19 protein-coding genes and 2 pseudogenes are annotated in these 25,442 nt (G+C 71.7%); 8 read left to right on the top strand and 13 right to left on the bottom strand.

What is annotated here, in order from left to right:
• Nucleotide 1: 1 nt before the first annotated feature.
• Nucleotides 2–529 carry an RNA polymerase sigma factor SigE gene (gene sigE / locus ACQPXG_RS44410; protein WP_433470166.1) on the bottom strand — a complete coding sequence of 176 codons (528 nt, stop codon included), beginning with the start codon at nucleotides 527–529 and terminating at the stop codon, nucleotides 2–4.
• Between the two features lie 276 nt (nucleotides 530–805).
• On the opposite strand from sigE, the gene ACQPXG_RS44405 reads away from it, so the two are divergent.
• A complete protein-coding gene (locus tag ACQPXG_RS44405) occupies nucleotides 806–2,410 on the top strand; it encodes a serine/threonine-protein kinase (RefSeq protein ID WP_433465148.1) in 1,605 nt (534 codons plus the stop codon).
• A gap of 30 nt (nucleotides 2,411–2,440) precedes the next feature.
• On the opposite strand, the pseudogene rho reads toward ACQPXG_RS44405, so the two are convergent.
• Nucleotides 2,441–3,535 (bottom strand): annotated as a pseudogene (rho, locus tag ACQPXG_RS44400) (transcription termination factor Rho); the annotation flags it as partial.
• Between the two features lie 519 nt (nucleotides 3,536–4,054).
• Between rho and ACQPXG_RS44395 the strand changes: the two are divergent.
• Nucleotides 4,055–4,828, top strand: a complete 774-nt coding sequence (locus tag ACQPXG_RS44395) for an enoyl-CoA hydratase/isomerase family protein (RefSeq protein WP_433465147.1) — start codon at nucleotides 4,055–4,057, stop codon at nucleotides 4,826–4,828.
• A 3-nt stretch (nucleotides 4,829–4,831) separates the two neighbouring features.
• Here ACQPXG_RS44395 and ACQPXG_RS44390 read toward each other — a convergent pair whose 3' ends face one another.
• From ACQPXG_RS44390 to ACQPXG_RS44380, 3 genes are all read right to left on the bottom strand, one after another.
• Complete coding sequence (locus ACQPXG_RS44390; RefSeq protein ID WP_433465146.1) at nucleotides 4,832–5,716, bottom strand: hypothetical protein; 885 nt, start codon at nucleotides 5,714–5,716, stop codon at nucleotides 4,832–4,834.
• 63 nt (nucleotides 5,717–5,779) lie between these two features.
• Nucleotides 5,780–6,424: a LuxR C-terminal-related transcriptional regulator gene (locus ACQPXG_RS44385; RefSeq protein WP_433465145.1), complete on the bottom strand. Its 645-nt coding sequence runs from the start codon at nucleotides 6,422–6,424 to the stop codon at nucleotides 5,780–5,782.
• Nucleotides 6,388–7,686 carry a sensor domain-containing protein gene (locus tag ACQPXG_RS44380; RefSeq protein ID WP_433465144.1) on the bottom strand — a complete coding sequence of 433 codons (1,299 nt, stop codon included), beginning with the start codon at nucleotides 7,684–7,686 and terminating at the stop codon, nucleotides 6,388–6,390. The genes ACQPXG_RS44385 and ACQPXG_RS44380 overlap by 37 nt, the downstream gene beginning before the upstream one ends.
• A gap of 212 nt (nucleotides 7,687–7,898) precedes the next feature.
• Between ACQPXG_RS44380 and ACQPXG_RS44375 the strand changes: the two genes are divergently transcribed.
• The 3 genes from ACQPXG_RS44375 to mca all read left to right on the top strand — a co-directional run bounded on the left by ACQPXG_RS44375 (nucleotide 7,899) and on the right by mca (nucleotide 12,435).
• Nucleotides 7,899–10,067 (top strand): MMPL family transporter, encoded by a 2,169-nt coding sequence (locus ACQPXG_RS44375; protein WP_433465143.1) that lies wholly within the window; start codon nucleotides 7,899–7,901, stop codon nucleotides 10,065–10,067.
• An 80-nt stretch (nucleotides 10,068–10,147) separates the two neighbouring features.
• Nucleotides 10,148–11,566: a DHA2 family efflux MFS transporter permease subunit gene (locus ACQPXG_RS44370; RefSeq protein WP_433465142.1), complete on the top strand. Its 1,419-nt coding sequence runs from the start codon at nucleotides 10,148–10,150 to the stop codon at nucleotides 11,564–11,566.
• The gene (mca, locus tag ACQPXG_RS44365; RefSeq protein ID WP_433465141.1) at nucleotides 11,563–12,435 is read left to right on the top strand and encodes a mycothiol conjugate amidase Mca; all 873 of its coding nucleotides are present in this window, start codon (nucleotides 11,563–11,565) and stop codon (nucleotides 12,433–12,435) included. The genes ACQPXG_RS44370 and mca overlap by 4 nt, the downstream gene beginning before the upstream one ends.
• Nucleotides 12,436–12,527: 92 nt before the next feature.
• Here the strand turns inward: mca and ACQPXG_RS44360 are convergent, their stop codons facing one another.
• The gene (locus tag ACQPXG_RS44360; RefSeq protein ID WP_433465140.1) at nucleotides 12,528–12,881 is read right to left on the bottom strand and encodes an SH3 domain-containing protein; all 354 of its coding nucleotides are present in this window, start codon (nucleotides 12,879–12,881) and stop codon (nucleotides 12,528–12,530) included.
• Between the two features lie 131 nt (nucleotides 12,882–13,012).
• Nucleotides 13,013–13,849, bottom strand: coding sequence for a polysaccharide deacetylase family protein (locus tag ACQPXG_RS44355; RefSeq protein WP_433465139.1), 837 nt, complete (start codon nucleotides 13,847–13,849; stop codon nucleotides 13,013–13,015).
• Nucleotides 13,850–14,390: 541 nt separating this feature from the next.
• On the opposite strand from ACQPXG_RS44355, the pseudogene ACQPXG_RS44350 reads away from it, so the two are divergent.
• Nucleotides 14,391–15,317, top strand: a pseudogene (locus ACQPXG_RS44350) (MFS transporter); the annotation flags it as partial.
• Here the strand turns inward: ACQPXG_RS44350 and ACQPXG_RS44345 are convergent.
• From ACQPXG_RS44345 to ACQPXG_RS44330, 4 genes are all read right to left on the bottom strand, one after another.
• Nucleotides 15,263–16,084, bottom strand: coding sequence for a LuxR C-terminal-related transcriptional regulator (locus ACQPXG_RS44345; RefSeq protein WP_433465138.1), 822 nt, complete (start codon nucleotides 16,082–16,084; stop codon nucleotides 15,263–15,265). The pseudogene ACQPXG_RS44350 and the gene ACQPXG_RS44345 overlap by 55 nt on opposite strands.
• A gap of 55 nt (nucleotides 16,085–16,139) precedes the next feature.
• A complete protein-coding gene (locus tag ACQPXG_RS44340) occupies nucleotides 16,140–17,783 on the bottom strand; it encodes an AMP-binding protein (RefSeq protein ID WP_433465137.1) in 1,644 nt (547 codons plus the stop codon).
• Nucleotides 17,780–19,462: an AMP-binding protein gene (locus ACQPXG_RS44335; protein WP_433465136.1), complete on the bottom strand. Its 1,683-nt coding sequence runs from the start codon at nucleotides 19,460–19,462 to the stop codon at nucleotides 17,780–17,782. The genes ACQPXG_RS44340 and ACQPXG_RS44335 overlap by 4 nt, the downstream gene beginning before the upstream one ends.
• A gap of 95 nt (nucleotides 19,463–19,557) precedes the next feature.
• Nucleotides 19,558–20,169: a TetR/AcrR family transcriptional regulator gene (locus ACQPXG_RS44330; protein ID WP_433465135.1), complete on the bottom strand. Its 612-nt coding sequence runs from the start codon at nucleotides 20,167–20,169 to the stop codon at nucleotides 19,558–19,560.
• Between the two features lie 94 nt (nucleotides 20,170–20,263).
• On the opposite strand from ACQPXG_RS44330, the gene ACQPXG_RS44325 reads away from it, so the two are divergent.
• Nucleotides 20,264–21,649, top strand: coding sequence for an MFS transporter (locus ACQPXG_RS44325; protein WP_433465134.1), 1,386 nt, complete (start codon nucleotides 20,264–20,266; stop codon nucleotides 21,647–21,649).
• Here ACQPXG_RS44325 and ACQPXG_RS44320 read toward each other — a convergent pair.
• Nucleotides 21,567–22,997 carry an MDR family MFS transporter gene (locus ACQPXG_RS44320; RefSeq protein WP_433465133.1) on the bottom strand — a complete coding sequence of 477 codons (1,431 nt, stop codon included), beginning with the start codon at nucleotides 22,995–22,997 and terminating at the stop codon, nucleotides 21,567–21,569. The genes ACQPXG_RS44325 and ACQPXG_RS44320 overlap by 83 nt on opposite strands.
• A gap of 91 nt (nucleotides 22,998–23,088) precedes the next feature.
• Here ACQPXG_RS44320 and ACQPXG_RS44315 point away from each other — a divergent pair, with 91 nt between their 5' ends.
• Nucleotides 23,089–23,691: a TetR/AcrR family transcriptional regulator gene (locus ACQPXG_RS44315; protein ID WP_433465132.1), complete on the top strand. Its 603-nt coding sequence runs from the start codon at nucleotides 23,089–23,091 to the stop codon at nucleotides 23,689–23,691.
• 43 nt (nucleotides 23,692–23,734) lie between these two features.
• Here the strand turns inward: ACQPXG_RS44315 and ACQPXG_RS44310 are convergent, their stop codons facing one another.
• Nucleotides 23,735–25,414, bottom strand: a complete 1,680-nt coding sequence (locus tag ACQPXG_RS44310; RefSeq protein ID WP_433465131.1) for an ABC-F family ATP-binding cassette domain-containing protein — start codon at nucleotides 25,412–25,414, stop codon at nucleotides 23,735–23,737.
• Nucleotides 25,415–25,442: the final 28 nt, after the last annotated feature.

Here is a 25,442-nt window from a genome sequence, read left to right as displayed (position 1 = left end):
GTCACCGCGTGCACTCGGCGGGGCGGCGGTGCTCCAGGGCGTCGCGCAGCTGGGAGCGGCCCCGGTGGATGCGGGACCGGACGGTGCCGAGCTTGACGTTGAGGGACGCGGCGATCTCCTCGTACGACAGGCCCTCGATGTCGCACAGCACGACGGCGGCGCGGTATTCGGGGGCGAGGCCGTCCAGCGCCTTCTGGATGTCGGCGTCCAGGTGGCGGTCGTCGTAGGCCTGCGCGGGCGTCGGCTCCCGGCCCTGCAGGCGCTCGGCGGCGTCGTCGCCGAGGGCGTCGAACCGGATGCGCTGCTTGCGGCGGGCGCGGTCGAGGAACAGGTTCGTCGTGATGCGGTGCAGCCAGCCCTCGAACGTGCCGGGACTGTACGAGGACAGCGAGCGGAAGACCCGGATGAAGACGTCCTGCGTCAGGTCCTCGGCATCGTGCCGGTTGCCGGTCAGCCGGTACGCCAGCCGGAACACCCGGGTCGAGTGCTCGCTGACGATCTCCTCCCACGTCGGCGGGGTCCACGCCATCGCGCCTGCGCTCACCACTACCCCCGTCTGATACTGAATCGTTACGGCCAAGCATGCCGGTACCCAGATAAGAGCCGTGTAAGGACCCCGCGCGTGGCCGGATGAGGCGCTGTGGGGTACGACTCATCTCAGCGGGCCGGGCACCGGCGTCGAGGGCCGCCCTGAAGATCGCGGCTTATACCACGACCGGGCGCGTTTTCCCTGGCGCGGACCAGTCAAGAATCAATTGATGCCGAGGGAGCGTGCCTTGAGCGCCTTCCGGCGAATAACCCCGGCATGAGTGGGGATCGGCTCATACCGCTCGCGCGACGGTATCGCCTGCTCTCTGTCGTCGGCAGAGGCGGCATGGGCACCGTCTGGCGGGCGTACGACGAGATGCTGGACCGCGATGTGGCGGTCAAGGAGGTCCATCTCCCCGCGCGCATCAGCGAAGCCGAACGAAGAGTGATGTGCAGGCGCCTGCTCACCGAGGCGCGGGCCACCGCGGCGCTGCGGCATCCGGGCGTGGTCGCCGTCCACGACCTCATCAACGAGGACGGCCGCCCCTGGATCGTCATGGAGTTCCTGGAGTCGTGCTCGCTGAACAGGCTGGTCACCGAGGGCGGGCCGCTCGGCGTGCGCCGGACGGCGGAGATCGGAGCAGCGGTCCTGTCGGTGCTGCGCACGTCGCACGCGGCGGGCATCCTGCACCGCGACGTCAAGCCCAGCAACGTCCTGATCTGCGACGACGGGCGGGTTCTGCTCGGCGACTTCGGCCTCGCCGTCCACAACGGCAAGGGCCGCGAACCCGCCGACACGCTGCTCGCCGGCATCGAGGGCTCCCCCGCCTACCTCCCGCCGGAACGGGTGAACGGCCTGCCGAGCGAGGAGGCGTCCGACCTCTGGTCGCTCGGTGCGACGCTCTACACGGCGGTCGAGGGCTTCTCGCCGTTCCTGCGGTGCCATGCCCTCGCGTCCATGGTCGCGGTGCTGTTGGGCGACTATGCGCGCCCGGTGCGGGCCGGTCCGCTGACGCCCGTCATCGAGGGGCTGCTTCGTCAGCGTCCGGAAGACCGGTTGACCGCGGAAGCCGCGGCGGAAATGCTGCGGGACATCATCGGGACCCTTCCCGAACCGGGCTTCACCCGGGCCGTGGTGCCGCATCCGCGCCGTTTCTCCGCGCACCGGATCGCTTTACGCCGCCGCGACGCGGCCGGGACGCGCACCTTCCGCGGGCCTCGCGTCCCGTGGACGCTGCGCGCCGGCCGGGCCCCCGGCAATCCGCCCTGCGGCTCGCGCCGGGTCGGGCAGCGGATCACGGCCCTGCCGGCGGGGCGGCGTCCGCGTCCCGGGACGGTCGTCAGCGTGGCGGTCCTCGCGGCCCTCGCGGCCGGGACCGGCACCTGGACGGCCCGGTGGACGTCGATCGGCAAGGGCGACTCGGTCGCGCTGCGTCCGGCGGCGGGCGTGACGGCCAAGACGGCGAAGTACCACGAGGCGGGCGCCTACTCGGTGCGCGTGCCGGCGGGGTGGCAGGCCGAGCGGCGCGGCGACGTCATGACCTGGAAGGACGCCGGTTCGGGACGGGGACTGCGGATCGCCCCGGCTCCCGGTGACCCGTTGACCGGGCTGCGCGCCGAAGAACACGAGGCCGTCGCCGAGCACCGCTATCCCGGCTATCACCGGCTGCGGCTGGAACCCGTCCCGGAGGTCGTCGCAGGCGCCGCCGAATGGGAGTTCACCTGGCGGGACGGCGGTCACGACACCGCCAGGCACGTGCTGTGCGGCCGCGCGGCCGGGTACGAGTTCTGCTTCTACGCGCCCGATCCGGACTGGACGCCGGGCCAGCGTCTCTACGACAAGATCCTCAAGTCGTTCAGACCCGAGAAGAAGAACGACTGATCGGAGGCGGCCCTCTACGGCCGGCCCGTCTCAGGTGGTCTGCTGGAGCCGGAGGAGGAACTCGGCGTTGGACGAGGTGCCCTTCATCTTCTCCAGGAGCTGCTCGACGGCCTGCTGCCTCTCCAGACCCTGGAGGGCGCGGCGGAGGCGCCAGGAGAGGGCGAGCTCCTCGGGCGACATGAGCAGCTCGTCGCGGCGCGTCCCGGACGCCTCGATGTCGACGGCGGGGAAGACACGGCGGTCGGCGAGGCCCCGGTCGAGCTTGAGCTCCATGTTGCCGGTGCCCTTGTACTCCTCGAAGAAGACGTCGTCCATGCGGGAGCCGGTCTCCACCAGCGCGGTGGCGAGGATGGTGAGCGATCCGCCGTTCTCGATGTTGCGCGCGGCGCCGAAGAACTTCTTCGGCGGGTAGATCGCGGTCGTCGCGACACCGCCGGCGAGGATGCGGCTGCTGGACGGCGCCGCCAGGTTGTAGGCGCGGCCGAGCCGGGTGATGGAGTCGAGCAGCATGACCACGTCGTGGCCCTGCTCGACGAGGCGCTTGGCCCGCTCGACGGCGAGCTCGGCGAGCGCGGTGTGGTCCTGCGCGGGACGGTCGAACGTCGAGTGGATCACCTCGCCGCGGACCGACCGCTGCAGGTCGGTGACCTCCTCGGGCCGCTCGTCGATGAGCACGACCATGAGGTGCACCTCGGGATTGTTCTGCGCGATCGCGTTCGCGAGGGCCTGCAGCACCATCGTCTTGCCGACCTTCGGCGGCGACACGATGAGCCCGCGCTGCCCCTTGCCGATCGGCGCGACGATGTCGATGACGCGGGTCGCGAGCGGGCCGGTGTCGAGGCGCAGCCGCTCGTCCGGGAACAGCGGCGTCAGCTTGCCGAACTCGGGGCGGTTCGCCGCCTCCGCCGCGGGGAGGCCGTTCACGGTCTCGACGCGGGCGAGCGAGGAGGACTTCTCCCGGTTCGACTTCGGCGCCTTCGCGGTGCCGCCGATGACGTCGCCCGCACGCAGATGGTGGGCCTTGACCTGGGCGAGCGAGACGTGCACGTCCTCCGGCCCGGCGAGGTAGCCGGACGTGCGGACGAACGCGTGCTTGTCCTGGACGGCGAGGATGCCGTGGAAGGGGACGGCCGGCGCCTCGTCGGCGGGCCGCCGCCCCTGCTGCTGTCCGCCCTTCCGGGCGCTCTGCGCGGGCACGGAGTGGGACTGTGCGGGCGCCTTGCGTCCGGTGGCGGGGTGTTCGGTAGTGAGGGTGGAAGTGGACATGCGGGTCCCTTCTCAGACGGACGCGGAACGATCCGCGCCGCCCGGAGTCGAAGCCCGCGTACGGCGGCGGAACCCGCGGCGCGTACGCGAGAGGAATGCGAGAGATGCAGCTCGGTTCACCGGGCTGACGTCGGCTCCCTTGTGCGGCGGCCCCGCACGCCGATCTGCGTGCCGAGCCGGAGAAGTCACCGGGCGCTCAGATGGCCCGGGCGGGGAAGAAACGCCCTCGAAGCGAGTCGCGAAAAATCCGAAGACGCTGCTTCGACAGTACAGCACTCCCGGGCGCTTTCGCATTCCCGGAGGTCAGTGGAAACTTTCAGCCGGTTCGTCCCCCGTTCCGGCGCATACGATGAGCCGCGTCGAGGCTGAGGGAGGACGATGGGCGCCGGGCTGGAGTTCGAGGTCGCCGGGGGCGTCGGGACGGTCACGATCGACCGGCCCGCCAAGCGGAACGCCATGTCGGCGGACATGTGGCGGGCGCTGCCCGCCATCCTGGAAGGGCCCGCCAAGGATCCGGCCGTCCGGGTCGTGGTGCTGACCGGCGCGGGCGGGAACTTCTGCGCGGGCGCCGACATCTCCGAGCTGGACGACATCCACCGCGACGACGACTCGCACCTGTCGACGGTCGCGGAGCGGGCGCTGGCCGCGTTCCCGAAGCCGACGCTCGCCGCGGTCGAGGGGTACTGCGTGGGCGGCGGCTGCCAGCTCGCGGCGGCCTGCGACCTGCGGTTCGCGGCGGAGGACGCGCGGTTCGGCATCACGCCGGCCAGGCTCGGGATCGTCTACCCGGCCGCCGCGACGGCGCGGCTCGTCCGGCTCGTCGGGCCGTCGGCCGCGAAGTACCTGCTCTACTCCGCCGACCTGGTCGACGCCGCGCACGCGCTGCGCATCGGGCTGCTGGACGAGGTCGTCCCGGCCGGCGGCCTGCGGGACCGGGTCGCCGCGTTCGCCGAGACCCTCGCGTCCCGTTCCCTGCTCACCCAGCAGGCGACCAAGGACATCGTGGACGCCATCGTCGCCGCCGGCCCGGTCGCGGAGAAGACGCAGCGGTGGCTCGCGGAGGTCGCGGCCAGCGGGGAGGTCGAGGAGGGCATCGCCGCGTTCCTCGGACGCCGCGCGCCCGAGTTCACCTGGACGTCCCCCACACGCTGAGGGCTACCCGTTGAGCGCGGGCCAGGCGGACACGTCGCAGAACCGGGTCTCGGGGAGCCGGTGCAGACGCCGGGCCGCGCCGGGCAGGTCGTCCAGCAGGCCGGCGGCATCCGGGCCGCGCAGCTCGGCGAGCGGCAGCACCCCGCACACCAGCGCCTCCGGCGTCCGGACGATGAAGAGCGGCCCGATCTGCGCGCCGCCCTGGTCGATGTCGCGCAGCGCGCCCAGCAGGTTCCGGGCCCGTTCCGTCGATTCCACGCCGTTCGCGCGGAGCGCGGCCACCAGGCCGACGAAGTCGCGCTCCAGGCCGCGCGGGCTGCGCCCGGACAGGTAGTAGCGGTCCCGGTCGGCCAGCTCGACGCGCAGCCCGTGCTGCTCGGCCAGCCACTCGTAGCGCCGGGCCAGCGCGGGCCGCGCCGCCGGCGACGCGGTGAGGGCCCCGGCGACGAGGTCGGCGGGATCGGCGCCGAGGGACGCGGCGACGGCCTGGTCGAGCCGCCCGACGAGGTGCGCGCGGAGCACGGCGACCTCGGCGGCCAGCCGGTCCACGGCGGCCCGCTGCTCGTCGGCGGCCTCGCGCTGCCGCCGCAGCCGGCCGTTGACGTCCGGCAGCAGCCGGTCGTTGATCTGCGTGATCAGCGACTTGATCCGGGCGTCGGCCTCGGTGAGCGCCGCGCGGTCGCGGTCCCCGTCCTCGGCGAGCCGGTCGAGGCGTTCCCCCTGGGACGCGCGGAGGCTCTCCAGCTCGTCCCGGGTGCCCTTGAGCGCGCGCAGCTGCGTACGGATGTCGGCGATCTCCGGGGCGCCCGGCGCGCGCTTGCGCTCGAAAGCCAGGTACAGCTCCCGCCCGGCGATCGCCAGGCACAGCAGAACGAGAATCACCGTCATCGTGCCCTCCCGGGGCCTGCTCGCGGGGCAGACTATGCCACCGCCGCGTCCCGGCGGAACGCGTCAGCGGTTGAGGTAGGCGAGGACGGCCAGGACGCGGCGGTTGTCGTCGCCGGTGACCGGGAGGTCGAGCTTGGCGAAGATGTTCGCGGTGTGCTTGGTCACGGCGCGCTCGGTGACGACGAGCTTCTCCGCGATCGCGGCGTTGGAGCGTCCCTGCGCCATCAGCTCCAGCACCTCGGTCTCGCGCGGGGTGAGGCGGGCCAGCGGGGTGTCGCGGGTGTTGCTGGCGACCAGCCGGGAGATGACCTCGGGGTCCATCGCGGTGCCGCCCGCGGCGACCCGCCGGACCGCGTCCACGAACTGGGCCGCGTCGAACACGCGATCCTTCAGCAGGTAGCCGATCGCGCCGGTGCCGTCCGCGAGCAGTTCCCGGGCGTACAGCTGCTCGACGTACTGCGACAGCACCAGCACGGGCAGCCCCGGAACCTGCCGGCGCGCCTCCAGCGCGGCCTGGAGCCCCTCGTCGGTGAAGGACGGGGGCAGGCGCACGTCGACCACCGCCACGTCCGGGCGGTGGTCGAGCAGTGCCTTCAGCAGGGAGGGGCCGTTGTCGACGGCGGCCGCGATCTCGAAGTCATGCGACTCCAGGAGGCTGACGAGACCCTCCCTCAGGAGGGCGAGGTCTTCGGCGAGGACAACGCGCACGGCAGCTCCAAGGTCACGATCGTCGGGCCGCCCACGGGCGAGTTGAGGGCGAGGACGCCGTCGAATGTACCGATCCGCCGCTCGATCCCGCGCAGCCCGCTGCCGCCGTCGAGGGACGCGCCGCCCTGCCCGTCGTCGGTGACGGTGATCCGCAGCATGCCGTGCTCGTACCGCATGTCGACCCAGACGCGCGACGCGCCGGAGTGCTTGGCCGCGTTGGTGAGGATCTCCGACACCGCGAAGTAGGCGGCGGACTCGACCGGCGGCTCGGGCCGGGCCGGCAGCTCGGCGGACACCTCGACCTTCAGCGGGTGGTCGAGCCCGAGGGCCTGCACGGCGTCCCCGATGCCGCGGTCGGCGAGCACCGGCGGGTGGATGCCGCGGACGAGGTCGCGCAGCTCGTGCAGCGCCTTCGCCGACGACTCGCGCGTCTGGGCGAGGAGGATGCGGGCCTTCTCCGGGTCCCTGTCGAGGAGGTGCTCGATCGCGCCGAGGCTCATCCCCATCGCGACCAGCCGGGCCTGCGCGCCGTCGTGCAGGTCGCGCTCGATACGGCGCAGCTCGGCGGCGGACGCGTCCACGGCGTCCGACCGGGTCTCGGTGAGGTGCTGGACGCGCAGTGCCAGCTCCGACTTCTTCGTGGGGCCGAGGATGGTGCGGCCCCAGTGGCCGTACGCGGTCATCATCTTCGGGCCGATGAGGTATCCGGCGGCGATGCAGAGGGTGGCGACGAACACCGTGGACAGGACCCGCCCGGTGTCCTGGTCGTAGCCGTCCGTGACGTGGATGTAGGTGTACCAGTCGCTGCCGCCGTAGTGGCCGATCATCCCGCCGGCGAACGCCGCGAGGACGTACCCCCAGATCCCGTAGAGGATCAGCAGGCCGGGCAGCGCCGCGGTGAACACCGAGACGATCGGGTCGGCGACGACCCACAGGTAGTCGCGCCAGGTCGCCGGGTCCGAGATCAGCGCGACGAACCGCTTGAACATGCCGTTCAGGCCGGGCTCCTGCTCGGCCTCGGGCAGGTAGGGGCGCTGGATCCGGACGTTCGTCCACCTGTTGATCCGGTCCCGGTACGCGTCGAGCTGGCTGCGCAGGAGCATCACCGCGGACGGGAACAGCAGCACCCCGACGAAGCTCGTGATCATCGAGACCACGGTGATGAACCACAGGCCGACGAGCGACGCCGGGATGCCCAGGAACATCAGCGCAAGCCCTCGCCAGGGCGCCCGAACGTGCTGTTGCAGCCGTGTCTCTTTCACCAGTCCACCGTTCACCGGATCCTCCGCGGGTCGCTTTGCCGTCTGGAGTCCAGTCTTCTGGCGGGCGCCCGCCAGCACAGTGTGCCCGCAACCCGGCCCGGGGGTGTAGTTGTGTACACCCCCGGACGCCGTTTAGAGCCATGTCGCGGCGGTTCCGGGCTTCCTAGCGTCGTTGGGTGTCACCCCGCACACCACGACTCCAGGGGACCCCCATGAAACGGAATCTCGCCGCGACGCTCGGAGGCTGGAGCGCGCGGCACCGCATGACGGCCATCGGCGGCTGGCTGCTGTTCGTCGTCCTCGCCTCGGTGCTCGGCGGGGTCGTCGGCCAGGTCACGGCGGAGGAGCACGAGCAGGGCACCGGGCGGTCGGCACGGGCCGCGCAGATCCTCGCGCGGGCCGGCATCGACGATCCCGACCACGAGACCGTGCTGATCTCGGGCGCCGCGGCGGGCTCGCCCGAGATGCGGCGGGCGGTGGCGGCGGTACGGTCGGGCGTCTCGGCCACCGGCGAGATCACCGATCTGCGGCCGGACGTGGTGTCCAAGGACCGGCGGCACGTGATCGTTCAGTTCACCATGAAGGAGACGCCCGAGGACCCGCTGCCCGCCGTCCAGGGCGCGGTGCGCAAGGCGCAGCGCGACAACCCGTCCGTGCGGATCGGGGAGTTCGGCGGCGCGACGGCCGACGCGTGGTTCGACGACGCGCTCGGCAGCGACTTCAAGCGGGCCGAGATGACGGCGTTGCCGCTCGCGCTCGGCATCCTGCTGGTCGCGTTCGGGGCGCTGCTCGCCGCCGTGCTGCCCGTGGTGCTGGCGTTCACCGCGTTCCTCGCCGCCGGCGGTCTGCTCGCGATCACCAGCCACGCGCTCCACGTCGACCAGACGACGAACTCGGTGATGCTGCTGATGGGCCTCGCCGTCGGCGTCGACTACTGCCTGTTCTACCTGCAGCGGGAGCGCGAGGAGCGCCGGCGGGGGCGGGACCGGGAGACGGCGCTGGCGATCGCCGCCGCCACCTCGGGACGCTCGGTGCTGGTCTCCGGGCTGACGGTCATGGTCGCGATGTCCGGGATGTTCCTGTCCGGGCTGCTGCTGTTCAAGGGCTTCGCCGTCGCGACGATCCTCGTGGTGTTCATCGCGATGCTCGGCTCGGTGACCGTGCTGCCCGCGCTGCTGTCGCTGCTCGGCGACAAGGTCGACTTCGGCCGGATCCGCCTTCCCCGGCGCCGCGAGGGGCGCGCCGGGCTGGTGGCGACGCTGCTGAAGCCCGTCCTCGCGCGTCCGGGGATCGCGGCGCTGCTGTCGGCCGGCCTCCTGCTCGCGCTGGCGGCGCCCGCGCTCGGCATGAAGACCGAGCGGCTCGCCATCGACCAGCAGATCCCGCCCGGCGAGGAGATCGCGCAGACCTACACGCGGCTGAACGAGGCGTTCCCCGGCAACCCGGAGCCCGCGGTCGTCGTGCTGAAGGCGCATGACATCGGCTCACCGCAGGTCAAGGCGGCGATCGGCGAGCTGAAGCGGCGGGCTGTCGCGTCCGGGGAGATGAACGAGCCGATCGACGTCACGGTGCACGAGCGGGAGAACATCGCCGAGATCGAGGTGCCGCTCGCGGGGACGGGCGCGGACGCGGCGTCCAAGCACGCGCTGGAGACGCTGCGGGAGCGGATCGTCCCGCAGACGGTCGGCAGGGTGGGCGAGGCGCCGGTCACCGGGCAGCTCGCCTGGTCGGTGGACTACAACGACCGGCTCGGGGCGAGCATCGTGCCCGTGTTCCTGTTCGTGATGGGCGTGACGTTCCTGCTGATGCTGATCTTCTTCCGGTCGCTGCTCATCGCGGCCGGCGCGATCGTCCTCAACCTGCTGTCGGTCGGTGCCGCGTACGGGGTGATGGTGGCGGTCTTCCAGCACGGCTGGGGGGACTCCCTGGTCGGGACGAAGGGCGCCGGCGCGCTGGAGTCCTGGATCCCGCTGTTCGTCTTCGTCGTCCTGTTCGGCCTGTCGATGGACTACCACGTCTTCGTCGTGTCGCGGATCCGCGAGGCGTACGACCGGGGCCTGGACACCACGCGCGCCGTCCGCGAGGGCATCGGCGCGACGGCCGGGGTCGTGACCGCCGCCGCGGTCATCATGATCGCCACGTTCGGGATCTTCGGGACGCTGTCGATGCAGGACTTCAAGCAGCTCGGCGTCGGCCTCGCGGTGGCGGTGCTGATCGACGCGACGATCGTCCGGGTGGTGCTGCTGCCGGCCATGATGTCCCTGCTCGGACGGTCGAACTGGTACCTGCCCCGCTGGCTGGACTGGCTGCCTCGCATCTCGCACGGCGAGGAGCCCGCGGCCGAGGCGGTGCGGACGCCCCCGCTCGTGACACAAAGGTAGGTCGAACACAAAAATAGCCTTGACCCATTGAGTGTGACGGGCCTAATTTTAGGTCCGTCACACTTGCTTGGGAGGTGTTCATGACCGTTCCCGTCCGCGCCCCCGCGGCGGAGTCACGACCGGCCGAGCGGCTCGACCCGGCGCTGCTGAAGACGTCGTTCGTGCTGGTCCTCGGCCCGATCCTGGCGTTGCTCGACACGACGATCGTCACGGTCGGCCTGGACTCGATCGCCCGTGACCTCGGCGGCCCGCTCGGCACGCTGCAATGGGTGTCCGCCGGCTACCTGCTCGCCATCTCGATGGTGATGCCGCTGGCGGGCTGGGCGAGCGACCGGTTCGGCGCCCGCACGATGTGGATGCTGTCGATCGCGCTCTTCACGGCCGGCTCCGCCCTCTGCGGCCTCGCGTGGTCGGCCGGGAGCCTGATCCTGTTCCGGGTGCTGCAGGGCGTCGGCGGCGGCCTGATCCAGCCGATCGGGCAGTCGATCGTCGTCCGGGCCGCCGGGCCCGCGCGGCTCGGCCGCGTCTTCGGCATCACGATCCTACCGCTGACGTTCGCGCCCGTCCTCGGCCCGGTCCTCGGCGGGCTGATCGTGGAGAGGTCCGACTGGCGCTGGATGTTCCTGGTGAACGTCCCGCTGGGCCTGCTGACTCTCGTCCTGGCGGCCCGGTACGTCCCCTCTGACACCGGACGCGGGACCGCGGGCGGCCGGCTGGACGTGCTGGGCCTCGCCCTCCTCTCGCCCGGCCTGGCGGCACTCGTCTACGGCTTCTCCGAGGTCGGCGACGACGGATTCGGCGCCACCCGCGTCATGGTCTCGCTGACGGCCGGGGCGGCCCTCGTCCTCGCCTACGGGACGCACGCGCTGCGCCGCCGCGGCAGCGCCCTCATCGATCTGCGCCTCTTCGCCCGGCGGGGCTTCGCGGTCGCCACCGCCAACTCGTTCCTCCAGGGAGCCGTGCTGTACAGCTCCATGCTCCTGCTGCCGCTCTACTACCAGCAGGTGAAGCACGCGTCCGCGCTGGAGGCGGGCCTCCTGCTCGCCCCGCAGGCGCTCGGGACGGCCGTCGCCACGTTCTTCGCGAGCCGCCTGACCGACCGCCTGGCGCCCCGCCCGATCATCGTCACCGGCATCGTGCTGACCCTCGCCGGGACGGTCGCGTTCACCCAGTTGGGTTCGTCCCCCGCGGGCTGGATCCTCGTGCTGTCGCTGATGGTCCGGGGCGCGGGCCTCGGCGTCGTGATGGCCCCGGGAATGGCCACGATCTACGCCTCCGTCGAACGGCACGAGGTGGCCCGCGCCGCCGGAGCCGTCAACACCGTCAACCGGGTCGGCGGCTCGCTCGGCACCGCGATCCTCGTGGTCGTCCTGCAACGTTCCCTGGACGCCCACGCTCCGGCCGCCGCCTACGGTCACACCTTCTGGTGGGCGCTCATCCTCTCCGCCCTGACCCTCGTCCCCGCCTTCTTCTACCCGTCGCTTACGGAGAACCGATGAGGTTCCGCCTGCTGAGCGTCCATGCCCATCCGGACGACGAGTCGAGCAAGGGCGCGGCCACGCTCGCGAAGTACGCCGCCGAAGGAGTGGACGTCATGGTCGCGACCTGCACGGGAGGGGAGCGCGGCGACGTCCTCAATCCCGCGATGGACCGACCCGAGATCAGGGCGAACCTGGCGGCGATCCGGCGGGCCGAGATGGAGGCGGCGCGGGAGATCCTCGGCGTCCGGCAGCGGTTCCTCGGCTTCGTCGACTCGGGGTTGCCCGGCGACGGCGAGCCGCTGCCGGACGGCTGCTTCGCGCGGGTGCCTCTCGCCGAGGCCGCTCGCCCGCTCGTGGCGCTCATCCGCGAGTTCCGTCCGCACGTGGTGGTGACGTACGACGAGACGGGCGGCTACCCGCACCCCGACCATGTCAGGACGCACGAGGTGACGGCCGAGGCGTTCGAGGCGTCCGGCGACCCGGCCAGGTACCCGGGGACGGGCGAGTCCTGGCGGCCGGTGAAGCTCTACTACCAGGGGGCCTTCTCGCGTGAGTGGTTCCAGGCCATGCACGACGGCCTGACCGCACGCGGGTTCGAGTCCGGCATCGGCCCCATCCTGGCCGGATGGCCGGACACCGCGCCGGGCCTTGAGATCACCACGCGCGTCCGGTGCGCGGAGTACTTCGCCGTCCGCGACAGGGCGCTGCTGGCGCACGCGACGCAGATCACCCCGGGCTCGGGGTTCATGGCCCATCCGCGTGAGGTCGAGTGCGCGGTCTGGCCGACCGAGGACTACCGGCTCGCCCGTTCGCACGTCGATTCGTCCATGCCGGAAATGGAGCTATTCGCCGGAATTGACCCTTGCTCGGACGCCGTGCCGGCATGACCCGGTTCCGCAATGGCATGAGCGTCCCGCGCCATCCGGCGCGGGACGCTCAGGTCGATCGCCATTCCCGGAACGGCTCGGAAATGGACCGGTCAGATGCGACGCAGGAAGGCGCGGGCCACCCATCCGTGCTTCCCGGCGCGCAGGTGCACCCAGCCGCGGTGCGACCTGCAGTCGGCGAGGACCCGCTGCCGGAACCGCAGGTGGCCGATCACCCGGCTGCGGATGCTCGGGCGCCGGTGGATCCGGAGCCCGTGCCGGGCCACGACGACGTACCGGCAGACACGGACCTGCTGGGCCGGCGGCGCGGCGACACTGGCCGACGCGGACGTGACGGTCCGCTGCTCGGTGACGGACGCGCCGGCGGCCGGTCCCGCCGCCACGAGGCCGGTCAGGGCCAGGCCGGACAGCGAGAGGGCCAGCCCGCTACGAATGTTCGTGCTCAATGTACATCTCCCCCCGAAAGACGATCTCTTTCCGCCGACTACATTGCCCGGCAATTCATGTGGGGAGGGAATTTGTGCGGCAAACAAGTGATAGATCACTGGCGTGGGCAAAATGCCCGAAATGACCAGTCTTAAAGGGCGACGAAGGAGAGGCCGCGCTTCTTCATCTTCGGGATGACGGTCCGCAGGGCCTTGAGGGTCTGGGAGCGGTCGCCGCCGCCGTCGTGGCACAGCATGATGTTGCCGGCCTTGCCGTCGAGGAGCGTCCGGCGGATGTGGCCGACGCCCGGGCGCGACCAGTCCTGCGGGTCGACGGCCCAGTGGATCGGCAGCATGCCGTGCTCGGCGACCTGCTCCAGGATCGTCTTCGACCACGCGCCGCCCGGGGAGCGGAAGAACTGCGGGACGACGCCGGTGACGTCGGCGATCCGGTCGAACGCCTCGACGATCTCCTTGCGGACCCGCTTCTCCGGCATTCCGGCGATGGAGATCGGATGCGTCTCGGTGTGGTTGCAGATCTGGTGGCCGGCGTCGGTGATGCGGCGGGTGAGCTTCGGGAACTCCTTCACCTGCATGCCGATGACGAAGAACGTCGCGTGGATCTCGTGCTCGGCGAGCAGGTCGAGCATCCGCGGCGTCCACATCGGGCTCGGGCCGTCGTCGATGGTGAGCGCGATCGACTTCGGCGGGGGCGGCGGGGAGAGTTCCGACAGCTCCCGGACGGGTTTCTCCAGCGCCGTGAGCTTCGCCGGCGTCCACGCGGCGGGACGCGGCGTCGGCGTCGGCGTGGGTGTCGGCGTCGGATGGATGACCGGCCGTGCGCGGGGGGTCGCCGTCGCCCAGGCCGGCCCCCGGGTGGGGTGGGACGGGCGCGCGGTGTCCGCGCCGAGCGCGGCGAGACCGGCGGCGGCCCCCATCAGCCAGAGAGCTTTGCGGCGGGACGCCCCACCTGAGTCCTCAACCTCCACAAGTCCAACGCTATCGGGGTTTTGCGCGGGTAGGAGAGCCCTATCGGATCACAATCCGCTCGCCTGCGGTGACCGTCGCGGAGGTGTTACGGTTTCCCGTGCATATCGGGGGCCGGACGTCCTCGCCTGAAGGCGGGACGGCCGTGCGATCACGGCCCGGCGCAGTCGGCGTGTGGTGACCGTTCCAGGCAGTGCGCCGCGGGGGCCGATCTGTTCTGGACGACGCCCGCACTCGCGCCACTGACCCCGTCGCCGGGCCCGATCCACCGGAAGACCGCGCGGCCCCGCGGTGTTTCCTTGCCTTTCTCTCCTCCTACGGGCCTGGAGGCCCTCCATCGTCGAGAAACGCGGGCGATCGCTGGCATCGCTCCGACTCGCCTGGCGGCTCGCTGCGCGATCAGGTTCTCGCAGGCTCGAACCTGCCTTCGGACGCGATCGCGCGACCTCAGGTTGTTGACGGCTGAGGTCGTCGGCTGGTGTAGCTGCGCAGGTTACGCGGCTTTCAACTGCTGGGCGTTGAGCGCGCCCGCTAGCCGGTGCGCGGCTGGGGGAGGCGCGCGGTCACCGGCGGATGTTCCTGCTCGGGCTCGGCGCTTTCACGCTGGCGTCGCTCGCGTGCGGGCTGGCGCCGTCCACCGGCGCGCTCGTCGCCGCCCGGCTGGCGCAGGGCGCGGCGGGAGCGCTGATGGTTCCGCAGGTGCTGTCGGGAATCCAGATCCACTTCACCGGCGCGGCTCGTGCGCGGGCCCAGGGGCTGCTGGCCGTCGCGCTGTCCGGCGGCGCGGTCGCCGGGCAGGTGCTGGGCGGCGTGCTGGTCTCGGCCGACGTGCTCGGGCTCGGCTGGCGCCCGATCTTCCTGGTCAACGTGCCGGTCGGGATCGTGCTGCTCGCGGCCGGCCTGCGGCTGCTCCCCGCGGACTCGGCCACCGGCAGGGCGCGGCTCGACCTCGGCGGGGTCGCGCTGCTGTCGGCGGCGACTCTGCTGGCGATGGTCCCGCTCCTGTTCGGGCGTGAGGAGGGATGGCCCGCCTGGACGTGGATGTCCCTCCTGGCCTGCGTGCCGGTCTTCGCGCTGTTCGTCCTCGCCCTCTACGTCCAGCAAGGGCTGGGACGCAGCGCGCTGTTCTCCGGGATGGTGCTCGTCTCGTGGGTCGCCGCGTTCGGGATCGCCGGGCCGCTGGTGCCGCGCCTCCCGTCCCGCCTCGCCGCCCGCCTGCCCGTCGCCGGCTACCTGCTTCCCCGGCCAGCGGTCGGGCAGATCCACGAGGACCGGGCAGCGGCAGTTCTGGTCGTCTGCTCGCATCCGGTGGGTCCGGCCGCGGGCCTGGGCCGCGCAGTTCGGACGGCTGATGGCGAACGCCTCACCCGGTACGCGGCCTCAACGGACATGGCTGCCTCAGAGAGAAATGCAATTCAAGGCAGCAGTCCTGCGCGGCGGGCGGCGGTCACGGCCTCCAGCCGGGTGTGACTGTCGAGCTTGCGCATCGCCGACCGCAGGTAGCTCTTCACCGTCTCGGGCAGCAGCCCGAGGCGTTCGGCGGCCTCCGCGTTGGTGCAGCCGATCGCGACATAGGAGAGGACGTCCAGCTCCCGGGGCGAGAGCACCGGGCGCGCCGGCCCGTCCGGCTCGTCCAGCCCGGCCGCCGCGAGGCGCAGCGACGCCTCCCGCAGCCGGTCCCGGGTCGGCCGGTCGTGGACCTCCTCGGCCAGCGCCCGCAGCTCGGCGTGGACGGCTCGGACCTCTTCCCAGCGCGACGCGGACGTGTCGGGCCGGCTCCTGGCCAGTGCCTCGTCGGCGCGGTCCTGGACGGCGAGGTCCTGTTCGAGGTCCCGGGCGGCCTGGACCGCCGCGCCTACGACACGGTCGGCGAGCGACAGGGGCTCCCTCAGCCCGCCGTAGATGACGCCGCGGCACCGCCGCCGCACGACGATCGGGACCGCGACGATCGACAGCAGCCCCTCGCGGCCCACGGGCTTGTCGTAGTCGTGGCTGATCGACGCCGAGCACGGATAGTTGCTCACCCACACGGGACGCCCCATGGCCATCGCCTTGCCGCCGAGCCCGTTGCCCTGGCGCACGACCAGCCCGTTCAGCGAGTCGGTCGTGCTGCCGACCAGCTCGGTGATGCACAGCCGGTCCTGGCCGCTGAGGACGCCCCCGAACACCATGGGCAGGCCGGTCGTGCGGTGCAGCGTCAGCACCGCGGACCGGACGGCTCCCAACTCATCGCCCATGCCTCCGAGCATGCCCTGAGCGATCCCGCGCACGGAAGGTCAGGCGCCCGAAAAGTCAGGCGTGCCTGGTCGCCGCGGTGTCCTCCAGGCCCAGGATGTCGACCGCCTCGGCGCGCATCTGCACCTTTCTGATCTTGCCGGTGACCGTCATCGGGAAGTCGTCCACGACGTGCACGTAGCGCGGGATCTTGTAGTGGGCGAGCCTGCCCTCGCAGAACTCGCGCAACTGCCCGGCGGTGAGGCCCGGCGTACCCTCGCGCAGCCGCACCCAGGCCATCAGCTCCTCGCCGTACTTCTCGTCAGGGACGCCGATGACCTGCGCGTCCACGATATCGGGATGGGTGTAGAGGAACTCCTCGATCTCGCGCGGGTAGATGTTCTCGCCGCCGCGGATCACCATGTCCTTGATCCGACCGGTGATGTTGACATAGCCCTCGTCGTCCATCACCGCGAGGTCGCCGGTGTGCATCCAGCGGGCCGGGTCGATCGCCTCGGCCGTCTTGTCCGGCTCCTCCCAGTAGCCGAGCATCACCGAGTAGCCGCGGGTGCAGAACTCGCCGGGCGCCCCGCGCGGGACGGTGACGCCGGTCTCCGGGTCGACGACCTTGATCTCCAGATGCGGCAGGACGGTCCCGACCGTGGACACGCGGCGGTCGAGGGAGTCGCCCGCGCGGGTCTGCGTGGACACCGGCGACGTCTCGGTCATGCCGTAGCAGATCGCGACCTCGCTCATCCCGAGCCGCTCGATGACCTGCTTCATCACCTCGACCGGGCACGGCGACCCGGCCATGATCCCGGTGCGGAGGGTGGACAGGTCGAGCCCGCTCAGCGACGGCTCGTTGAGGACGGCGATGAACATCGTCGGCACCCCGTACAGCGACGTGCAGCGCTCGGCCGCGACCGCCTCCAGCGTCGCCTTCGGATCGAACGCCGGCGCCGGGATCACGACGCACGCGCCGTGGCTCGTCGCCGCGAGGTTGCCCATGACCATGCCGAAGCAGTGGTAGAAGGGCACCGGGACGCAGACGCGGTCCTCTTCGTCGTAGCCGCAGAGCTCGCCGACGAAGTAGCCGTTGTTCAGGATGTTGTGGTGCGACAGCGTCGCGCCCTTGGGGAAGCCCGTCGTCCCGGACGTGTACTGGATGTTGATCGGGTCGTCGGCGGTGAGCGTCCGCCCGATCTCGGCCAGGATGGACGGGTCGCCCGTGCGGCCCGACTCCAGCAGCGCGTCCCACCCCGGCGTTCCGATGAGCAGGACGTCCCGGAGCGCGGCGCACTTCGGCCGGACCTCCTCGATCATCGCCGCGTAGTCGGAGGTCTTGAACGCGGGCGCCGCCACCAGCGTCCGGATGCCCGCCTGGTTCAGGACGAACTCCAGCTCGTGCACCCGGTACGCGGGGTTGATGTTCACGAGGATCGCGCCGAGCTTGGCCGTCGCGTACTGGACGAGCATCCACTCGGCGCAGTTCGGCGACCAGATCCCGACGCGGTCGCCCTTGACGACGCCGAGGTCGCGCAGGCCGAGCGCGACCGCGTCCACGTCGTCGGAGAACTGCTCGTACGTCCAGCGGCGGCCGGACGTCCGTTCGACGAGCGCGTCCCGCTCAGAGAACGCCGCGACCGTCCTGTCGAGGTTCGCGCCGATGGTGTCGCCGAGCAGCGGGGTGGCCGAGACGCCCGATGCGTAGGAGAGTGTCATCGCAGGTCCTCCTCCCTGAACTCCCCTTCCGGCATGTCGTCCTTGCCGGGGTGTTTGACGATCTCGCTGTTCCGCAGCTCGACCCGCCGGATCTTGCCGGAGATCGTCTTCGGCAGCTCGCCGAACTCCAGCAGCCGGACCCGCTTGTACGGGGACAGCTGCGCCCGGCTGTGCGCGAAGATCGCCTTCGCCGTCTCGGCGGTCGGCTCCCAGCCGTTCGCGAGCGTGACGTACGCCTTCGGGACGGCCGCTCTGACCGGATCGGGCGAGGGCACGACGGCGGCCTCGGCGACCGCCTCGTGCTCGATCAGCACGCTCTCCAGCTCGAACGGCGAGATCTTGTAGTCGGACGCCTTGAACACGTCGTCGGCACGTCCGACATAGGTGATGTACCCGTCTTCGTCGCGGGAGCCGATGTCGCCGGTGTGGTAATGACCGCCGGCCATCGCATCGTCGGTGCGCTCGTCGTCGCCGTGGTATCCGGTCATCAGGCCCAGCGGGCGGTCTTCGAGATCGAGGCAGATCTCGCCCTCGTCCCCCGGCTCGCCGGTCAGCGGATCGATCAGCACCACCGCGTAGCCGGGCACGGGACGTCCCATCGAGCCCGGTTTGACCTCCTGGCCGGGCGTGTTGGCGATCTGGACGGTCGTCTCGGTCTGCCCGAACCCGTCCCGGATCGTCCGGCCCCACGCGTCCTTCACCCGCTCGATGACCTCGGGGTTCAGCGGCTCACCGGCCGCGACCACCTCGCGCGGCGGTGTGGCGAGGCGCCCGAGATCGGCCTGGATCAGCATGCGCCACACGGTCGGCGGTGCGCAGAAGCTCGTCACGCCGCATCGCTCGACCGTGTCGAGGAGCCGGTCGGCGTCAAACCGCGTGTAGTTGAAGATGAACACACAGGCCTCGGCGTCCCACGGCGCGAAGATGTTGCTCCACGCGTGCTTCGCCCACCCCGGCGACGAGATGTTCAGGTGGACGTCCCCTGGCCGCAGCCCGATCCAGTACATCGTCGACAGATGCCCGGCCGGATAGGACGCGTGCGTGTGCTCGACGAGCTTCGGCCTCGCCGTGGTCCCGGACGTGAAGTACAGCAGCAGCGTGTCCCGCGACATCGTCAGCCCGTACGGGGTGAAGGACTCGTCCTCCTCGTAGGCGTCTGCGTACCGCAGCCACCCTTCGGCCGGCTCGCCCACCGCGATCCTGGTGTACTCGCCCTCGACGCCGTCGAACTTCCCGGTGTCGGACGAGTTGACCACCACGTGCCGGGCCTTGCCGCGCGTCAGCCGGTCCTGGAGATCCGCCGTGCCCAGCAGCGGTGTGCACGGAATCAGGATCGCGCCGAGCTTCATCGCCGCGAGCACGGTCTCCCACAGCTCCACCTGGTTGCCGAGCATCAGGATGATCCGGTCGCCGCGCCGCACCCCGGACCGGCGCAGCATGTTCGCCGCCTGGTTCGACCGCCGCGCCATCTGGGCGAACGAGTACTTCGCCTCCGAGCCGTCCTCCTCGACGATCCACAGCGCGGGCGAGTCGTTGCCCTCGGCGATCCTGTCGAACCAGTCCAGCGCCCAGTTGAAGCCGGTCAGCACCGGCCAGCGGAACTTCTCGTACGCCGTCGCGTAGTCGTCGCGATGCGCGAGCAGGAAGTCGCGCGCCGCGCGGAACTCGACTGCGGGCATGGTCTCTCCTCGTAGCCGCACGGACACCCGGTCAGAAGGATCGTTGGCCATCAACGTGACCCACGCCACCCCCGAACGGGGGTACTGGGGTGGTCTTACCCGCCCATGACGAACGTTGAGCGCAGCAAGAGCGCCATGTGGTCCCCGATTTGGCCGGGCGTCCAGCCGCGGTCGAGGAGCGTCGCGGCGACACCGTTCGAGATGAGCGCGAGCAGCATGTCGGCGGCGGTGTCGACCGTCCAGCCGGGGGCGAGGACGCCCTCCTCGTCCAGCCGCCTGATGAGCGCGCGGTTCGTCTCGTACCGCCAGTACAGGACGGTCCTCCAGGGGGCGGCCGCGTCCGGGTCGCTGCCCGCCTCCCGTTCCATGGCCAGGGACACCGCGAGAATCCGCGGCATGAACTCGGCGTGCCGCCGTGCGAAGACCTCCAGGGCCGTCACCGCGTCCGGGGCGTCGCCGATGGGCGCGAACCGGCCCTCCAGGTCCTCGACCTCGTTGACATAGCCGAACAGCTCGCTGATCAGCTCGGCCCGCGACGCGAAGTGCAGGTAGACGGCGCGCCGCGACACCCCGGCCCGCTCCGCGACCGCCGCCATCGTCGTCGCCGCCATCCCGTGCTCCTCGACGAGCTCGCGCGCGGCCCGCAGCAGCGCCATGCGGGAACGCCGGCTCCGCGCGTTCCTCGGCTCCTCGATCGACCTCGCCACGCCCCCATGGTCCCAGCACCCGCACTTGCCATTAACTACACATGGTGTGTACTTTTCGAGAAAGTACACACCATGAGAAGTATTGGAGGGAGTCTTGTCGCAGCGCGCTCGCTGGTGGCCGGTCATCGGGTCCGGCCTGGTCGTGTTCATGGCCACCCTCGACACGAGCATCGTCGCGGTGGCGCTGCCCGCGCTGGAGCGGGACTTCGGCGTCCGGACGGCGGCGGCCGAATGGGTCGTCCTCGGCTACCTGCTTCCGCTGATCGCCCTCACCCTTCCCGCCGGACGCTGGCTCGACCGGGCGGGCCCGCGCTCGGCCCTCCTGCTCGCCGTGACGGGCTTCACCCTGAGCAGCCTCGCCGCGGGGCTCGCCCCCGCGCTCGGATGGCTGGTCGCGGCCCGGGTGGCGCAAGGAGGGTTCGCCGCGATCCTGTTCGCGGTGATCCCGTCCATCGTGATCCGGGCCGCCGGTCCCGAGCTGGCGGGACGGGCGAGCTCCCTGGTCATGACGCTCGGGCCGCTGGGCGCCGTCAGCGGCCCGCCGCTCGGCGGCCTGATCGTCCAGGCATGGGGGTGGCCGTGGATCTTCTACATCAACATCCCGGCCGGGATCCTGGTGACGGTCATCGCCCTGACCGGCCTCGCCCGGGACACTCTGCGCCCGCCCGGCCGGGCCTTCCTGGCCGAGACCGGACTGCTGGCCGCCGCGACCGCCGCGGTGCTTCTCGCGCTCTCGCTGGCGGCGAGCCATGGACCGATCTGGCTCGTCCTCGCGGCGGCGGCCGTCCCGCCGCTGGTCGCCTGGTGGCGGACGCGGACGAGCGAACCGGTCCGGTCCCTGATGCGCGGGCCGCGGGCCGCGGCGCCGGTGGAAGCGATCATGTGCAACGCCCTGGTGATCTCGCTCGTCGAGTTCCTGGCCCCCTTCTATCTGCAGCGGACGTTGCAGCTGTCGCCGGTGGCCACCGCGACGGCGATCCTGGCGCTGCCGGTGGCCATGGTGGCCGCCGGGCCGCTCGGGGGCCTTCTCGGCGACCGCTGGGGGGCGTCCCGGACGGCCCTCCTGGGCGCTGGGATCACGATTCTCGGTGTGCTCCTCCTCGTTCCGGCCGGTAGCGGCTGGCACGCGTCCGACATGAGCTGGCGGTTGGCCGTCCTCGGCGCCGGGACCGGCCTCTTCGCGGGCCCGAGCTTCGCCATGCTCATGTCCAGTGCCCCCGAATCCCTCCAGGGCACCGCCGGGGCGGCGCAGAGCCTCGCCCGCCAGCTCGGTTTCTCCCTCGGCCCCGCCATGGCCACCACCATCTGGGCGCTCTCGGACTACACCCTCACCGGCATGCGGTTCGCCTTCGCCGCGGCCGCCGCCTCCGGCCTGGCGGCATTTCTGTGTCTGCGCTTCAGCGGACGTCCGCGGACGAGCGTTGAAGCGCTGGCCCACCAGGATTCGGTTCCAGAGCCTCGTTCCTGGCAGGGAGGGTGAGGGCGAGGAGGGTGGCGAGACCGGCGAAGGCGGTGGACCACCAGAAGGCTCGGTGGAAGGCCGCGGAGACATCGCCGGAGCCCGTGATGGCGTGCTGCAGGAGGACGGCCAGGACGGCGGTGCCGAAGGAGCCGCCGATCTGCTGGGCGATCCGGATCAGCGCGCTGGCGTGGGCGATCTGCTCGCGGTCGAGCCCGAGGTAGGCGACGGCCATGACGGGCACGGTCACGGCGCCGAGGCCGATCCCCCGAAGCACCAGCCAGCCGGCGAGCGTCCAGGTGCTCGTGTGGGCGTCGGCGTAGGCGAAGGGAACGGTGGTGACGCCGACGACGAGGAACCCGCCGACGGTGATGATCCTGGCCCCGAGCCGGTCGGTGAGCCGGCCGGCGAGCGAGCGGCTGAGCAGGGTCCCGACCCCCTGCGGGATCAGCGCGACCCCGGCGTCGAGGGCCGACGTGCCGCGGACCTGCTGGTAGTACAGCGGCAGCAGGAGGAGGGCCCCGTAGAGGGCGAAGCCGGAGAAGAACAGCACCGCCGAGCCGGACGCGGTCGGGCGGTGAGCGAAGAGCCGGAGGTCCACCAGCGGGTCGGAGCGGCGGACCGCGTACAGGCCGAAGCCCGCGACCAGGACCACACCGGATATCAGCGGGACGAGCACGCCGCCGTGCGCGAAGCCCCCGTCCGGGGCCTTGGACAGGCCGAGGAGCACCGCGGCGATGCCGGGCGCCAGCAGGCCGAGCCCGGCGACGTCCAGGCGCGGCCGGGACGCCGGGTCGTCGCGGTCGAGGAACCGCGCGGCCAGCACGAGCCCGACGACGCAGAACGGGACGTTGACCCAGAACATCCACCGCCAGCTGAGATGGGTGAGGATCAGGCCTCCGGCCAGCGGGCCGAGGATCGGTCCGAGCAGGGCGGGCAGCGCGATGGCCGACGTCGTGCGGCCGAGCAGCCGGCCGCCGGCGGCACGGATGATCAGCGTCGTCATCACCGGCAGCATCAGCCCGCCCCCGATGCCCTGGACGACCCGTCCGGCGATCAGCGCGGGCGCGTCCCAGGCCGCGCTGGAGGCCACCGATCCGACCAGGAAGACGGCCAGGGAGAACAGCCAGACGCGTTTGCCGCCGAACCGGGCCATCGCCCACGTGCTCAGCGGGACGGTCATGCCGAGGGCGAGCAGGTAGGCGGTGGTGACCCACTGGACGGTGGCGACCGTGGTGTGCAGGTCGGCCGCCAGGGAGTGCAGCGCCACCCCAACGATCGTGGTGTCGAAGACCACGGCGAGCACCCCGGCGACGAGGACGGCGGCGGTCTTGAGCACCTTCGGATCGAGTCGGTCGTCACCGGCCATGGACGCACACCTCAATAAGAGTCATCAGTGTTTCTTAAGCTCACGATAGGCTGCGCATGTAAGAAACACAAGTGACTCTTATGGAGGTTCCGTGGCGGAGCGACCGGGCCGGCGCCGGCGCGGTAAGGCGCTGGAGGACGCGCTGCTGCGGGCCGCATGGGACGAACTGACCGAGTCCGGATATGCCGCGCTGACCATGGAGCGCGTGGCCGTGCGCGCGGGCACCAGCCGGGCGGTGCTCTACCGCCGCTGGCCGGGGAAGGCCGACCTCGTCATCGCGGCCATCCGGCACCGCCGGGAGGCCGACCCCGTCCCCCTCCCGGACACCGGCAACCTGCGCGACGACCTCATCGCGCTGCTGCGGTCGGCGACCCGCAGGCGCGTCGATCTGGCCACCGTGATCGGCGCCCGGCTCGGCGGCCTGTTCGCCGAGGCCGGGACGACCCCGGCCGAGCTGCGCGAGCTCGTCCTCAGCGGAGGCACGCCCTGGTCGCACACCGTCTACGGGCGGGCGGCGGAGCGCGGCGAGCTCGTCCCCGGCCGCGTCCCGGACCAGGTTCTCAGCATGCCGTTCGACCTGCTGCGGCACGACATGCTCATGACCTTCGAACCCGTCCCGGACGAGCGGATCACCGCCATCGTGGACGACCTGTTCCTCCCGCTCCTCGCCCACTACCGCGAAGCGCCCGCGTGAGCCGGGCGGTCCACTGCCGATCTGGTCGGACGATCGCCGTCCGCTACGCCGCCCTGCCCTCGTTCAACTCCAGGCGGGAGCCGGTGAAGCCGCCACACAGGCGCCGGTCATGCGTCACGACCACCAGGGCGCCGCGGTAAGAGGCCAGCGCCTCCTCCAGTTGCTCCACGAGCAGCGGCGACAGGTGGTTGGTCGGCTCGTCGAGCAGGATGAGGTCCACGGGATCGCTCACCAGCCGGGCCAGCTCGATCCGGCGACGCTGGCCGTAGGAGAGCTCTCCCAGGCGGAGCCTCAGATCGGACGGCCGGAACAGCCCCAGGGCGAGGAGCGCTTCCGCGTGCTCGTCCAGGCTCCCGGGGCGCCCGTGCGCGTAGGCCCGCAGCACGGTCAGATCCGCGGGCCGGGCCCGGTCGTGCTCCGGAGCCCCGGCCCGGCCGGTCCGCCACATGCCGCCGATGTCCATTTCGTCCTGGCGGAAGAAGCCGATCCGGCCGGCCCGGCGCACCTCGCCCGCGTCCGGGCGCAGTTCACCGGCGAGCACCCGCATCAGCGTGGTCTTGCCCGCTCCGTTCGGGCCGGTGACCAGCAGGCGTTCACCGGTGCGGACGGTCAGGGAATCCAGGCGGAGCCGTCCCGCGACCGCCACGCCGTCGAGGGCGGCGACCTCGGTTCCGGCGGCGGCTTCCGCCGTCGCGAGGGCGGGGGTGAAGCGCAACGGCTCGGGCGGCGGCGGTGCCGGGTGATCGGTGAGCCACCGCAGCCGCTGCTGGGACTGCCGGATGCGGCCGGCGGCCCCATGCGTGCGCGAACGTGCGCGCCACGCCCCGGTGCCCATGCCCGCCTTGGCCGTCTTGCGCGGGATGCCCGCCAGCCGGTCCGCGTTGGCCGACACGAGCGTGGCATGCCGGGCGCACTCCGCCTTCCACTCCTCGTGGGCTCGTGCCTGTGCGGCGCGTTCGGCGGCCTTGGCCGTCAGGTAACCGGTGTACCCGTCGCCGTAGCGGCGCACCTGCCCGTCGCGGACCTCCAAGATCGCGGTGGTCACCCGCTCCAGGAACAGGCGGTCGTGCGTGATCGTCACGACCGTGCCCCGGTGGGAGCGCAGGTGTCGCTCAAGCCAGGCCACGGCCTTGTCGTCCAGGTCGTTGGTCGGCTCGTCGAGCAGCAGCAGTTCGGGAGCGGATGCCAGCGCGGCGGCCAGGCCGAGCCTGGAGCGTTCACCGCCGGAGAGCGTGCCCAGCGGGCGGTTCCGGTCGAGCCCGGGCAACCCGAGCCCGTGCAGCGCGACCTCCACCCGGGCGTCGGCCTCGTACCCGCCGCGCGCTTCGAACTCCGCGACCAGGCCCGCGTAGACGTCCAGCTCTGCGGGGACCTCCATGCCGGGCTCGCCGAGCGAGCGTTCGGCGGCCCGCATCCGGGCTTCGAGGTCCCGCAGGTGGGCCAGAGCCAGGTCGACGGCATCGGCCACCGTCGCGTGCGGCTGGAGTGCGAGTGCCTGCGGCAGATATCCGACGCCGCCCGGCGCGACGACCGCGAGCTCGCCGTTGTCCGGCCGCTCGACCTGCGCCATCAGCCTGAGCAGCGTGGACTTGCCCGAGCCGTTGTCGCCGATCACTCCGATCCGCTCGCCGGGCTTCACTGTGAGCGACACCCGGTCCAGGACGACGCGGGTTCCGTAACGCTTGGTGACATCGGTGAGCGCCAGTTGGGCCGCAACGCGCAAAGAGCCCACTCCCCTTCCTGATCGCGGT

Source organism: Spirillospora sp. CA-128828 (assembly GCF_050945415.1).
Taxonomy (GTDB): domain Bacteria; phylum Actinomycetota; class Actinomycetes; order Streptosporangiales; family Streptosporangiaceae; genus Spirillospora.
The sequence above is the reverse complement of the archived record's forward strand: the minus strand, read 5'-3'. Positions and strand labels throughout refer to the sequence as shown.

What these genes read in the sequence shown, in the direction of transcription:
- ACQPXG_RS44390 (WP_433465146.1), bottom strand. Translation starts at nt 5,716, where the DNA reads ATGACGGTGATTCTCGTTCTGCTGTGCCTGGCGATCGCCGGGCGGGAG.
- ACQPXG_RS44405 (WP_433465148.1), top strand. Translation starts at nt 806, where the DNA reads ATGAGTGGGGATCGGCTCATACCGCTCGCGCGACGGTATCGCCTGCTC.
- mca (WP_433465141.1), top strand. Translation starts at nt 11,563, where the DNA reads ATGAGGTTCCGCCTGCTGAGCGTCCATGCCCATCCGGACGACGAGTCG.
- sigE (WP_433470166.1), bottom strand. Translation starts at nt 529, where the DNA reads ATGGCGTGGACCCCGCCGACGTGGGAGGAGATCGTCAGCGAGCACTCG.
- ACQPXG_RS44335 (WP_433465136.1), bottom strand. Translation starts at nt 19,462, where the DNA reads ATGCCCGCAGTCGAGTTCCGCGCGGCGCGCGACTTCCTGCTCGCGCAT.
- ACQPXG_RS44375 (WP_433465143.1), top strand. Translation starts at nt 7,899, where the DNA reads ATGAAACGGAATCTCGCCGCGACGCTCGGAGGCTGGAGCGCGCGGCAC.
- ACQPXG_RS44320 (WP_433465133.1), bottom strand. Translation starts at nt 22,997, where the DNA reads ATGGCCGGTGACGACCGACTCGATCCGAAGGTGCTCAAGACCGCCGCC.
- ACQPXG_RS44345 (WP_433465138.1), bottom strand. Translation starts at nt 16,084, where the DNA reads ATGGGCGATGAGTTGGGAGCCGTCCGGTCCGCGGTGCTGACGCTGCAC.
- ACQPXG_RS44395 (WP_433465147.1), top strand. Translation starts at nt 4,055, where the DNA reads ATGGGCGCCGGGCTGGAGTTCGAGGTCGCCGGGGGCGTCGGGACGGTC.
- ACQPXG_RS44370 (WP_433465142.1), top strand. Translation starts at nt 10,148, where the DNA reads ATGACCGTTCCCGTCCGCGCCCCCGCGGCGGAGTCACGACCGGCCGAG.
- ACQPXG_RS44340 (WP_433465137.1), bottom strand. Translation starts at nt 17,783, where the DNA reads ATGACACTCTCCTACGCATCGGGCGTCTCGGCCACCCCGCTGCTCGGC.